At 45.6% G+C, this 12,412-nt stretch carries 11 protein-coding genes; 3 read left to right on the top strand and 8 right to left on the bottom strand.

Going from position 1 to position 12,412, the window contains the following annotated elements:
• Nucleotides 1-158: 158 nt before the first annotated feature.
• Together PV783_RS07000 and hisS are read left to right on the top strand one after the other, a co-directional pair.
• Nucleotides 159-596, top strand: coding sequence for a low molecular weight protein-tyrosine-phosphatase (locus PV783_RS07000; RefSeq protein ID WP_420987510.1), 438 nt, complete (start codon nucleotides 159-161; stop codon nucleotides 594-596).
• Nucleotides 597-617: 21 nt separating this feature from the next.
• Nucleotides 618-1,967: a histidine--tRNA ligase gene (gene hisS, locus PV783_RS06995; protein ID WP_336387452.1), complete on the top strand. Its 1,350-nt coding sequence runs from the start codon at nucleotides 618-620 to the stop codon at nucleotides 1,965-1,967.
• Between the two features lie 70 nt (nucleotides 1,968-2,037).
• On the opposite strand, the gene PV783_RS06990 is transcribed toward hisS, so the two are convergent.
• From PV783_RS06990 to PV783_RS06970, 5 genes are all read right to left on the bottom strand, one after another.
• Nucleotides 2,038-4,074, bottom strand: a complete 2,037-nt coding sequence (locus tag PV783_RS06990; protein WP_420987509.1) for a protein-disulfide reductase DsbD family protein — start codon at nucleotides 4,072-4,074, stop codon at nucleotides 2,038-2,040.
• Nucleotides 4,075-4,176: 102 nt separating this feature from the next.
• Nucleotides 4,177-4,632 (bottom strand): protein-disulfide reductase DsbD domain-containing protein, encoded by a 456-nt coding sequence (locus PV783_RS06985; protein ID WP_079469438.1) that lies wholly within the window; start codon nucleotides 4,630-4,632, stop codon nucleotides 4,177-4,179.
• Between the two features lie 36 nt (nucleotides 4,633-4,668).
• Nucleotides 4,669-5,361, bottom strand: coding sequence for a phosphoribosylformylglycinamidine synthase subunit PurQ (gene purQ / locus PV783_RS06980; protein ID WP_089892832.1), 693 nt, complete (start codon nucleotides 5,359-5,361; stop codon nucleotides 4,669-4,671).
• Nucleotides 5,362-5,552: 191 nt separating this feature from the next.
• A complete protein-coding gene (locus PV783_RS06975; RefSeq protein ID WP_133256099.1) occupies nucleotides 5,553-6,428 on the bottom strand; it encodes a hypothetical protein in 876 nt (291 codons plus the stop codon).
• A 117-nt stretch (nucleotides 6,429-6,545) separates the two neighbouring features.
• On the bottom strand, nucleotides 6,546-8,066 hold the full coding sequence (locus tag PV783_RS06970; RefSeq protein WP_079469441.1) for a hypothetical protein: 1,521 nt from the start codon (nucleotides 8,064-8,066) through the stop codon (nucleotides 6,546-6,548).
• A 196-nt stretch (nucleotides 8,067-8,262) separates the two neighbouring features.
• Here PV783_RS06970 and PV783_RS06965 point away from each other — a divergent pair, with 196 nt between their 5' ends.
• Complete coding sequence (locus PV783_RS06965) at nucleotides 8,263-9,177, top strand: TIGR01777 family oxidoreductase (RefSeq protein WP_420987508.1); 915 nt, start codon at nucleotides 8,263-8,265, stop codon at nucleotides 9,175-9,177.
• Here PV783_RS06965 and PV783_RS06960 read toward each other — a convergent pair.
• The 3 genes from PV783_RS06960 to PV783_RS06950 all read right to left on the bottom strand — a co-directional run bounded on the left by PV783_RS06960 (nucleotide 9,167) and on the right by PV783_RS06950 (nucleotide 12,295).
• Nucleotides 9,167-10,411, bottom strand: coding sequence for an anthranilate synthase component I family protein (locus PV783_RS06960; RefSeq protein WP_420987507.1), 1,245 nt, complete (start codon nucleotides 10,409-10,411; stop codon nucleotides 9,167-9,169). The genes PV783_RS06965 and PV783_RS06960 overlap by 11 nt on opposite strands.
• Before the next feature lie 73 nt (nucleotides 10,412-10,484).
• Nucleotides 10,485-10,931 carry a hypothetical protein gene (locus tag PV783_RS06955; RefSeq protein ID WP_079469444.1) on the bottom strand — a complete coding sequence of 149 codons (447 nt, stop codon included), beginning with the start codon at nucleotides 10,929-10,931 and terminating at the stop codon, nucleotides 10,485-10,487.
• Between the two features lie 92 nt (nucleotides 10,932-11,023).
• A complete protein-coding gene (locus tag PV783_RS06950) occupies nucleotides 11,024-12,295 on the bottom strand; it encodes an adenylosuccinate synthase (RefSeq protein ID WP_079469445.1) in 1,272 nt (423 codons plus the stop codon).
• Nucleotides 12,296-12,412 lie beyond the last annotated feature (117 nt).

Below are 12,412 nucleotides of genomic sequence, written 5' to 3'. Positions count from 1 at the left end.
TATGATCATTTACTGCTTATTACAATTTGCAGCAAATACTTCTTTATAAGTCAAAAATCCGCTCTTTTTTCTTCTTATTCCCGTTAAAAGATGCAAATACACGCACATTTCCATAATATCTTGTAGGTTTGCGGCCTGATATTCAAATATTCATCCGCATGAAGATATTGATGGTTTGCCTGGGTAATATTTGCCGCTCCCCGCTTGCAGAAGGGATTATGCGACACCTGGCAGCAATACGGGGACTGGACTGGGAAATCGATTCTGCCGGAACCGGCAACTGGCACGTAGGCCACTCACCGGATCACCGCTCCATAAAGGAAGCCCGGAAAAACGGTGTGGATATCACCGGATTACGGGGCAGGCAGTTCCAGACCGCCGATTTTGATACCTTTGACCGCATCTATGTTATGGACAGGAATAATTATGCCGATGTGTTACGCAAAGCCCGTAACGACTCGGATAAAGCAAAAGTAGCCTTCCTCCTGCCGGATCAGCAGGATGTACCAGACCCCTGGTTTGATGACGCCCTGTTTGCACCTGTTTATAAAATGATCTACGAGGCATGCGAAAACATCGCAGACCAGCAACCATAAAACTTTTAATATTTTTTAGAGATGATAAAGCCCGGTATTCCTAAAGGCACCCGTGATTTTGGCCCGGTGGTAGTGAGAAAACGTAATTATATTTTCCAGACCATCCGCGAAACCTTTGAGGTATTCGGTTTCCAGCCGCTGGAAACACCCGCGATGGAGAATTTATCCACCCTCACCGGGAAGTACGGAGAGGAAGGAGATAAACTGATCTTTAAAATTCTGGATAACGGCGAGATCTTTGAGCGCGCCCAACAAGCGAAAGACAGCCGTGAACTGGCCTCACTGATAAGCGAAAAAGCACTTCGCTATGATCTGACCATTCCTTTTGCAAGATATGTTGTCATGAACCAACATGAATTGGCACTGCCTTTTAAAAGATATCAGATGCAACCGGTTTGGAGAGGTGATCGTCCCGCAAAAGGCCGCTATCGTGAATTCTATCAGTGCGACGCAGATGTGGTGGGTAGTAATTCCTTACTCAATGAAGTAGAATTATTGCTGATCTACGATACTGTTTTTACCAAGTTAGGTATGCAAGGATATGAACTTCGTATCAACAACCGGAAGATACTGGCCGCTTTAGCGGAATTGGTTGGCAAGCCCGAATTACTTACCGATATCACTATTTCCATCGACAAACTGGATAAAATTGGAATGGACGGTGTAAAAGGAGAACTGAGTGACCGGGGATTATCTGAAGCAGATATTACAATCATTGAGAACTTCCTGGGTATTCAGGGAGATAATAAATCGGTTCTGGAGCAGCTTCGGAGCCTGTTTGCCAATTCTGATACTGGCAAAAAAGGTATTGAAGAATTGGATTTCGTGCTACACTCCGGATACACAGCATTTAATACTACACCTATATTAGATCTTACACTCGCACGTGGTCTAAATTATTATACCGGATTAATCGTGGAAGTAAAAGCCCCTGCTACCGTGAAAATGGGCAGTATCGGCGGCGGCGGCAGATATGATGACCTCACCGGCCTCTTTGGCCTGCCAGGCATTTCCGGAGTAGGGATTTCCTTCGGCGTTGACCGTATTTATGACGTGCTGGAAGAACTGAAACTATTCCCGCAAACAGCACAGCAATCTACCAAAGTATTATTCCTGAACCTCGGAGAAGCCAGTTCCCGCGCAGCTTTCAGCTATATGATGCAGTTACGCCAGCAGGGTGTTGCCGCGGAATTATTCCATGAACCAGCCAAGATGGATAAACAAATGAAGTATGCAGATAAAAGAGCAATTCCTTATGTGATCATCCTCGGGGAATCTGAACTGCAGGACAACCTGGTGAGCGTGAAAAACCTTACCACCGGCCAACAGGAGAAGATCAGCGGCGCCGAGTTAATCAGCTACGCATTCTGATATAAGTTATAAAAAGAAGAAGGCCGTTTGTATTGTACAAACGGCCTTCTTCTTTTTATAACAACTTTACTTATTTCGCGTGACGTTTTGCAAACTCCGCTTTTGCATCTTCAAGATACTTTACGAAGGCGTCTACATTTTCTTTCGGATCATAGCCATAACCAATGTTCAGCAGCGCATTCCCTTCCAGGTCTACCGGAATGTAGTATGGCTGTGAGTTACGGTTAAACTTGGTGATCTGGATATCCTGGTTCTTCAACCCAACATCCTTTACATTCAACCCGGAAGTTTTAGACTCATATCTTTCCTCATCGGAAAGTTTGGTCTTTTCATCGGTGTATAAAGAGGCCACGATAAAATCGTTGCGCAGGATCTTCATCACCGCCGGGTTGGACAATACAGACTTTTCAAACTTACGGCAGTTTACGCACGTATGCCCGGTAAAGTCGATCATCAGTGGCTTGTTAGCCACTTTAGCTGCGGCCAGCGCTTCTTCATAATCAAAGAAAACGTGTTCCACACCGGGGATTTCAGAATGCAGCACATCTACCAGCTTTTTAGGCTTTACGGTATTGGCATTGTTGCCACCACCGGTACCGCCGCTTTCGCCGCTTTCCAGCGCTGCCTGAATATTTACCAGTGATTTATTAAGATTAAAATCCTGGGAGCCTTCATGCGGCAGGAATCCGCTGATTCCTTTCAGCGGGGCGCCCCACATACCAGGCACCATGTACACCGTGAATGTAAACGCCGCAATGGCAAAACAGAGACGGGTTACCGTGAGGAAAGGCACATCGCTGTCGTGGCTCAGCTTCAGCTTACCAACCAGGTACAGCGTGAGCAATGCAAAGATGGCAATCCACAGGGCGAGGAATATTTCCCGGTCCAGCAGATTCCAGTGATAAGCCATATCCACATTAGACAGGAACTTCAGCGCCAGCGCCAGTTCCAGGAAGCCCAATGTCACCTTCACCGCATTCAGCCAGCCGCCGGATTTGCCGATTTTATTCAGCAAACTTGGGAACAGCGCAAATAAGGAGAAAGGTATGGCCAGTGCCAGCGAGAAGCCGAACATCCCTACCAGCGGACCAGAGTTCCCTCCTTTCGCAGCCAGTACCAGCAGGTTCCCTAAAATAGGACCAGTGCAGGAGAAAGACACGATGGCCAGGGTAAGCGCCATGAAGAAAATACCCACCATACTGCTCATGCCCGCTTTGGAATCAGACACATTGGCCCAGGAGCTGGGTAAGCTGATTTCAAAAGCGCCCAGGAACGAGAACCCGAACAACAGGAAGATCACAAAGAAAATCATGTTGGCGATACCATTGCTGGCCAGTGAGTTCAGCGCACTTGCACCAAATATTTTGGTGATCAGGAAGCCCAGCAGCGTATAGATAACGATGATAGACAGGGAATAGGTAAATGCGTTCTTGATACCCTGCGCCCTTGTTTGGCTACGCTTGGTGAAGAAGCTTACTGTGATGGGAATCATGGAGAATACGCAGGGCGTAATCAGCGCAATGAATCCACCACCAAAGCTGGCGATAAAGATCCACCACAACGATTTATTGGACGCATCATCGTCCGCTACGCCACCTTTTACAGCAGCTCCCGCCGTAGTGGTATCAGCGCCTGCTTTCGCGGCTGCAGGCTCTCCTGTTGGCACCTCGAAAGTAGTTTCTTCCGGTACGGCATCTTCTCCTTTCAGCACCATGTAAGTAATGGTTCCGGAAAGTTTGGAAACGGGTCCGGTGGCTTTTACTGCCGCTACCAGTTCCACTTCGTTCTCAAAATATTTGATCTCGAGATTATCGAATAAAGGTTCTTTACGGTTTTCCAGTTTACCATTTTCTGTAATACCTGTAATAGTGGCTTTTACGCTGCTATCCAGTACTACCCTGGTATTGGGATCATCGTTTCCCATTGTGGTGGAAAAAAGCTGCCAGCCTTTTTCTACGGCGCCCTTCAGATGCAGCACATATTCCTGGTCACTTTTCTTTTCTGCAGAAAACTGCCATTTAACAGGCTTCGGGCTTGCGTCCTGCGCGTTTGCACGAAGTGCGAACAGGGCAAAGACAGGTATTAGAAATGAAAGCAAATGCTTCATATAGTCAATAGGCTTTAAATAATATAAATCTGAGAAAACAAGAAACGAGTTCCTTTTGAGGAACTCGTTTTGCGAGTATTGTTATCAGTTACCGGATTCAATTTATTTTCCTCCAACACTTACTGCAAATTCCACTTCTTTCGGTGGTAAACACTGATGGTCGTCACATACCATGTACTCTACGGATCCTTTTACTTTGGTAGCGGCTTTACCTTTTACCGTTACTTTTTGTACGAAGTCTACAGAGTTTTCGTAGAATTTCAGTTCTGAGTTAAAGTTTTTGTCGAATGACTTATGCAGTTTACCTACTTCTTCCACTTTACCTACAGAAGCGGCCAGTGGGTTTTTAGTAAACTTAAACGAGGTAGCTACCGGACCTTCTCCTGCTTCCTGTGCGTACAGATGCCAGCCGGCATCGATAGTGGCAGTAGCGTGTACTTCGTAGGTAGTGGCATTCACCTTCTTCGCTGTAAAGCTCCATTTTACCGGGTTCTCTATCTGTGCGCTTGCCAGGATGGGCAAGGCAAATAAAGCCAGTGCTGTTAATAATTTTTTCATGCTTTTCTTTTTAATTGGTTGGTTGATTTAATCTATCTAGTTGTTATTGATCAGACTTTGTAAAATCAGCTGCCCGTCTGTATTACCCAGGGCCAGGCTGGTAGCCCTTTCCGGGTGAGGCATCATTCCAAAAACATTTCTTGCTTTGTTACAGATGCCTGCTATGTTACGGATGGCGCCGTTATGGTTAGCAGTTTCAATAATGTTGCCAAACTCATCGCAGTAACGGAATAACACCTGGTTGTTCTTAAACAGTTCATCCAGGGTAGCGTCGTCGGCATAGTAACGGCCTTCTCCGTGTGCGATCGGAATCATTAATGGTCTGCCGGCTACATCTTTGGTGAGGGATGCAGTGGTATTTTCGCTTTTCAGGTATACATTTTTGCAGATGAACTGCTGGTGCTGGTTCTGTAATAATACGCCCGGCAGCAAACCTGCTTCGCATAATACCTGGAAACCGTTGCAAACACCGATTACACGGCCACCTTTGTTGGCAAATTCAATCACACTCTGCATCATCGGACTAAACTTCGCAATAGCGCCGCAACGCAGGTAGTCGCCAAAGGAAAAACCGCCCGGTAATACGATACAATCTTCTGTGCTGAATGCGCTCAGGTCTTTATCCTTATGCCACAGTTCTATAACTTCCTGTCCCAGGTCATTACGCAGGGAATCAATCATATCATGATCACAATTAGAACCGGGAAAGGTGACAACGCCAAATTTCATCTGAAAATGTTTTGTGTTTATGTGTAAATAATGCTTTTAAAAAACGTTTTTTCCCCCACGTTTTTGCCATCATTTTCACGAATGACAAAACTAATGGGAAAGGACAAAATTACTTCGCCGTTCGCAATTTTCCATTGCCGTTTGTCCTGATTTAACAAATTACTGGTAATCAGGCCCTTAAAATGGGGAAATCAGCTGAAATATTGCATAACAATCACATATGCCAGTGCAATGAAGTGGATAATGTTGGCAAAAGTATCGTTGGTAACCGACCAGAATACGTTACCGGCAAACATGGAGATCGGCAAAACTGCCAGTACCCAGTAGGCTGCTGAAAAGTGAACATTAAAGAACGGTACCATCATGGCTACCAGTACATATATGACTAATGCCGCCCATATTTTACGGCCCTGTATCAGCATTTTTTTAAGCGGGCGCTGCAACAGCACCCATCCGATCACAAAAAAGAGCAAACATGCAATCATGGCTCCCCATACCTTATAATCAGTGATCATGGGCAGGGAGGCCCCCATATTAGGGATCTTCCAGAGCAGGGTCATCTGACCGGTGAGGAACAGGTAGGTACCCATCAGGTATAATGGACAGATCAGGCCCAGCAGGGCAATGATCCACTCCGCCAGCCGGAAAGCACGCATAATGAGCATGCTGGACAGCAGCAAAGAACAAAATATAACAGAGGGGAAGTAAAAGAGTCCGCTTATTCCCAGGGCAAACCCGATATTAAACACCACATCACGGGCGGAAGTACGTGTATACAGCTCCGTTATACTGGTAAATACCCATAACATAATGAGGTTCACAATGAGTGCCGGCGAAAATACGTTCCAGCTTTGCAGCATGGAGGTAAACAGCAGGTAACACATGGCCGGCAGGTAAGTAGGCCGCGGAAATAACCGGTGGTGATTAATAATGCGGGTGAAAAGCAGTGATTGCAAAAACAGCAGTAACACGGCCATTGACGTAAATACCAACGGACTGCCGCCGGTAAATGTCTGCATCCATTTCACCAGCAGGTGATACAAAAGCCCTTCCGATCCGTCTGCCATGTAGGTTGATGGATGGATCAGATAGTAAAACTTAACAACCAGCGTGTATATTAACAACAGCAATACCGTTAGCGGATTGCCTGAGCGAAAAAATTTTATCACAGTGCAAAGGTGTGATTAAAAGTCAATTTTAGCAAAGCAAATATAATTCCTGTAAATACATGGTATCACCACGGTGCGGCCACTGATTTGTTTGCCATACCGGGGCATCCAGGTGAAACCCTTATCCAGGTTACGCAGCGTAGGCATGCGGTTCACTTTACCTCCCGGGGCCAGACTTACATCTGTTAACATATAATTTCTTCTGTCCAGTTCATTATACAGAAAACGTAATTCGCTGCCCACATTTACCATCAGGTAAGACAGGTACAGGTCGGCGTTATCATCATACTGGCTCTTATGTACAAAGTTATTCCATTGCATGTTTCCCTCATCGTCGAACGACAATACCGCTACATTATCATAATGATAACGTAATCCCTGTGAATTGTTCCAGTAGTAAGGATTGTAGTACATGGAAGAATAAGGGGAATAGTAGTAAGGGGCATACATACCACCGTAAGGGCTGCCATACATGTAATTCCACCGGTTCCAGGGCTGGTAGCGGGAAGAAGTGGAGAAAGATTCTGCGGTGAGCAGGAATCCGCCATTGCTGGTATTAATCACCTTACGGATGAAGTAATCATTAAAGGCCGCGCTGGTGCTCGATTCGCCACGGGCATTCACTTTCAGGTCGTCGGGGAATACCTGTGATTTCTCATACACCGTTTTATGATTGGCGTAGTCGTATTTATACAGATATAATCCTTCTACATTTCCTCTTTTCTGTTTATAATAAAAAGCAGTGACCAGGGCCGTTTGCTTATTGTTATCAAGTTTCATCTTTACTTCATCCAGCAATTGTGCTTTGAAAGCCATTGTGGAAGTTTCAAAGCTGTCTACCAGTGAACGTTTCACTACCATGCTGCCGCTCACTACATAGTCGCGGTTGGAGGTGCGTTCCAGTTTATTAAAGATCAGATCGCCGGTATTGGTGAGGTTAAAGTTGCTGAGGAACTGCTTCTTCTGCATGGGCATGGACAGGCGGCTGTTATTCACCAGGCTCATGGCACTGTCGTACAGGAAGGTATAAAATACGTTGTTGTTTTCGTTATCCTGGTTGATCTTATACACCATGATGCGGTTCTTATCTTCCGATACCTCAACAGAATATACTTTGTTCTCTTTAGAATAGATACCGATGCGGGTGGAATCTATCAGGATGGGCGCATCTGCAAACTTAGCTTCCGGCGACATGGTGGCGCAGAAGCTGTACACCGCATCCTTGCGCTGGAACTGGTAAATCATCAGCACCTTATCAGGATAGGCTACAAAGTCCATGCTGATCACCTTACGGGGCAGGAAGTCCAGTTTAACCCTTTCTTTCAGCTGCATCGCATTATCATATACAGACACTACAAAGTCGCCGCGGTCTGTTTTATACACCAGTATATTCCCTGCTACCTTACCAATGATTTCAAACTCGGTGCTTTTATAATCATCTTTCTCCGGTTCAGAATAGGTTATTTTCTGTGCCATTGCTGCTGTGCCGGCGAAAAGCAGCAACAATAATAACTGTAGGCGGTATAGCGTATGCATGCGGTAATATAGATTTCAGATATTTTTGTGATAATGCAGATGGCCCATTTGTATGTGCCATTTTCAAACTTACATTAAAATTCAGAAATTAAGTTGTCAATTTAAAGCTGGTAAGCCCTGCTTTTACATAAATTCCAAAAGGCCCGATTTATTGTGTATTTTTAATAAATTATTTTAAAAAAGCAGCTATTATTGAATGGAGACCGTTATTATAACCGGTGGAACAGGACTCATAGGGACGGCATTAACCCGGCTGCTGCTGGAGCGCGGCTACAAGGTGATTATCCTCAGCAGACGCCCCGATAAGCGCAGCATTAAGGATGTAACATACGCCCACTGGAACGTGGAAACGCAAACCATAGATAAAGAAGCCGTTCAACAGGCGGACTATATAGTGCACCTGGCGGGCGCCAATGTGGGCGAGAAACGCTGGACTGCTGCACGTAAACAGGAGATTATTGATAGTCGCACCAAAAGCAGTGATTTAATTTTCACCTCCCTGAAAAACTTCCCCAATAAAGTAAAGAAGGTGATCAGCGCCTCGGCAACGGGGTACTACGGCGAGTTTACAGACCATGTATTCACCGAAACAGATCCCCCGGCTACCGACTTCCTGGGTACCACTACCCTCGCCTGGGAACAAAGCATTTCCAAAGTAACGACGCTTGGCAAAAAGCTGGTGATTTTCCGGACGGGGATTGTATTAAGTCCGGATGGCGGCGCTTTAAAGGAATTCTACAAACCGCTGCGGTTTGGATTTGCCACAGTGCTCGGATCAGGCGAACAGTTTGTTCCCTGGATACATATTCATGATATTGTACGCCTATACTTCAATGCCATTGTGAACGACAAGCTGGAAGGCATCTACAATGCCGTGACCCCCAACCCTGTTACCAACCGTGAACTGATACTGAGCATGGCCCGGCAGGCAAAAGGCGGCAGCTTTATGACTACCTATGTACCTACCTTTGCCCTGAAACTGGCATTGGGGGAAATGAGTGTGGAAGTATTGAAAAGTGTAAAGGCTTCTGCCGACAAAATACAACAAACCGGTTTCCAGTATTCTTATCCTACCATTAACGAGGCGATGGAGCAGCTGTTTAGCCGATAACGGTTTTCTCCATAGCGGCGGCTTTCAGCAGGCACTCTTCCCATTCTTTTTCGGGATCACTGTAAAAAGTGATGGCTGATCCGGTCTGGAAAGAGAGGTAGCGGTTTTCTGCGTTGTACAGCATGCTGCGGATTACTACATTAAAGTCGAAATCACCTGCCGGCGTAATATATCCAACGGCTCCGGAGTAAAGTCCGCGGCGGGTTTGCTCATATTGCTCAATGAGTTGCATCACCCTTATTTTTGGCGCCCCCGTCATAGACCCCATCGGGAAGGCATTACGCAATACTTCCGTGAAGGGCGTTTCAGGAGACAGCTGTGCAGAAACAGTAGAGATCATGTGGTGCACATGCGCAAAGGAATAGATACCAAAAAGCTCCGTTACTTCCACCGTACCCTGCAATGCCGTGTGGGATAAATCGTTACGTACAAGATCTACCACCATTACATTTTCCGCGCGTTCTTTCGCGCTGTTCAGCAGTTCTTGTTGCAATTGCCGGTCTGTTTCCGGATTGGCATCTTTGCGGCTGGTACCTTTTATCGGCTGGGAGATAACGGTATTGCCTTTCTTTTGTACAAAGCGTTCCGGGCTGGAGCAGGCGAGGTAACGGTGATGCAGGCGGTAATAGGCCGCAAAAGGCGATGGCGACAAGGCATTTAACCGGGTAAATAAAGCCGGTGGATGTATGCTGATATTTTCCATGAAGTTTTCGCGGCAGAAATTCACTTCATAGCAGTCGCCCTGCAGGATGTGCTGTTGCAGGCTTTTCACTGCGGCAATATAGCGTTGATGATCCAGGCGGCTTTGCAATGGTTGCACCGGGGAAGTAACCACGGGCGTAGCATCCGCGGGCATGTGCAAAATAGCTGTCAGGATTTCCTGCGCCTCTTCTTTGCTGAAGGCTTCTCCGCCGATATGTACCTGTTCCTTTTGCAGTTGTATGATTACGCGGGGCACAAAGAAGTGCATATCCGGGAAACCGATACCATCGTGGTGTTGTGATTGAAGACCTGATACCGTTTCATTTTTCAGATCGTAGGCGAGGTGGCCAAAGAGCCAGCCGCCGTGTGTTTGATGAAATTGCTGTAAGGCGGGGAAAGCGTTTCCGGCGTTTACTTCGAGGGTATGCAGCGCATCTGCAGCGAGTATGGCTTCATACTGATGCCAGGGAGAATCATAATTATTATTGTCTAAAAAACAACAAATGTTGAACTGGTTTCCCCAATCCAACATTTGTTGCTTAAATATTTTCTGATTATCAACCGGAAAAGTGTGGAATATCCTGATAACAATCGTGTTTTAGTGCTTAAAAATCATCATCGTCATCATCAAAACGATCGTTGAACAGATCCATGTCTTTGAATTCATCATCGATACCCAGGTCGTCGTCATCATCGGCTTTTTTGCTGCCAGTGCTGGGACGGCCGCGTTTACCTTTTGACTTAGGCATGTCAAATTCTTCAAAATCAGGATCATAATCATCATCTTCTCCTTTTTCCCACGCATCATCCACATCATCTTCCTCATCTGCGTCGTCTTCATCCTCATCATCATCTTTACGTTTTGATTTGGATGCAGACTTATCTGATTTCTTTGAGGCAGATTTGGAAGGTTTCACATCTTCATCATCATCTTCCTCATCATCATCATCCACCTCTTTCTTAGGCTTGGCCGCAGCTTTGGGAGCTTCTTTTGCAGTCTTAGGAGAAGTAGTTTTTTTGGTCTCTTTCTCTTTATCAGATTTTGATTTCATAATAGGTTACCTTATTTCTTTGCCGTAAAGTTTTAATAGTTTTTTTTATTCGCCAAATTTTTTTTGCTGTTTTTTTTCCTTACTTTTTGGTTCTACTTTTCAAGGATCTGATCGCGTCCGGGTCCGTTGGAAACGTATTTCACGGGAACACCCAGATACGAGTCTACTGCTGTAACAAATGCTTTCATCTCCGCCGGTAACTCGTTGAACTGCTGACAAGTAGAAGTTTTATCACTCCATCCTTTAAATGTTTCCCAGACAGGTTTAATGTCCAGACCGTTAATCTGGAAGGGCAATTGCTTTGTTTGTTTTCCGTCAATTTCGTAGGCGGTGCAGGCGAGTACTTCGTCGAATTCGTCGAGTACGTCGCTTTTTGTCATTACCAGTTGGGTAACGCCGCTCAGCATGCAGGTATAATTCAGTGCTACCAGGTCGATCCAGCCGCAACGGCGTGGACGGCCGGTTACCGCACCAAATTCGTGACCTGCGGAACGCAGCTTTTCACCGGTTGCATCATGCAGCTCGGTAGGGAAAGGACCGCTACCAACGCGGGTGCAATAGGCTTTGGTAACACCAATCACTTCTTTGATCCACTGCGGAGCAATACCTAAACCGGTACATACGCCGGCAGAGATAGTGTTGGAAGAAGTAACAAAAGGATAAGTACCAAAATCCACGTCCAGCATACTTCCCTGGGCGCCTTCAGCCAATACTTTTTTACCGGCTTTCAGTTTCTCATTCAGGAAATATTCGCCGCTTACCACGTTCATTTTCTGCAGGAAAGGAATGGCTTCGAAAAACTCAGCTTCCCAGTTGGCAATATCTTCTGAAAATTCATTTATATCATACTGACACAACAGCTGCAGGTGTTTCTGCTTCAGTTTTTCGTACAGTGTTTTAAAATCGGGAGATAAAACATCACCTACGCGCAAACCATTTCTGCCGGTTTTATCCATGTAGGCAGGGCCGATACCTTTTAAAGTAGAGCCTATTTTATCATTTCCTTTCGCTATTTCAGACGCTTTGTCCAGCGCGCGGTGTGTAGGAACAATGATATGGGTTTTTTCAGCAATAAACAGATTTTTTGTCAGATCTACTCCCAGGGCTGAAATATCTTCACTTTCTTTTTTGAAAGCTACAGGATCCAGCACCACGCCGTTACCGATCAGGTTGATGGTCTTATCATGAAATACACCGGATGGAATGGTGCGCAATACTACTTTCTGACCGTTTACATACAAAGTGTGACCAGCGTTTGGTCCACCCTGGAAACGGGCAATCACGTCGTACCTGCCGGCAAAATAGTCCACAATCTTACCCTTGCCTTCGTCGCCCCATTGCAGGCCTAACAAAACGTCTACCATAATGATTTAATTAAATATCGGAGGTTTGTTGCTTTAAAAGAAGTCGCAAAATTAAGGCGAATATTAAGAATTACAAACAAATTACTAATTACACACCGGAATTGCGGATAAAAGGGA

The sequence above is a fragment of the Chitinophaga sp. CC14 genome (genome assembly GCF_048957795.1).
GTDB classification, from domain to species: Bacteria; Bacteroidota; Bacteroidia; order Chitinophagales; family Chitinophagaceae; genus Chitinophaga; species Chitinophaga ginsengisegetis.
This window is presented reverse-complemented; position numbering and strand designations above follow the sequence as displayed.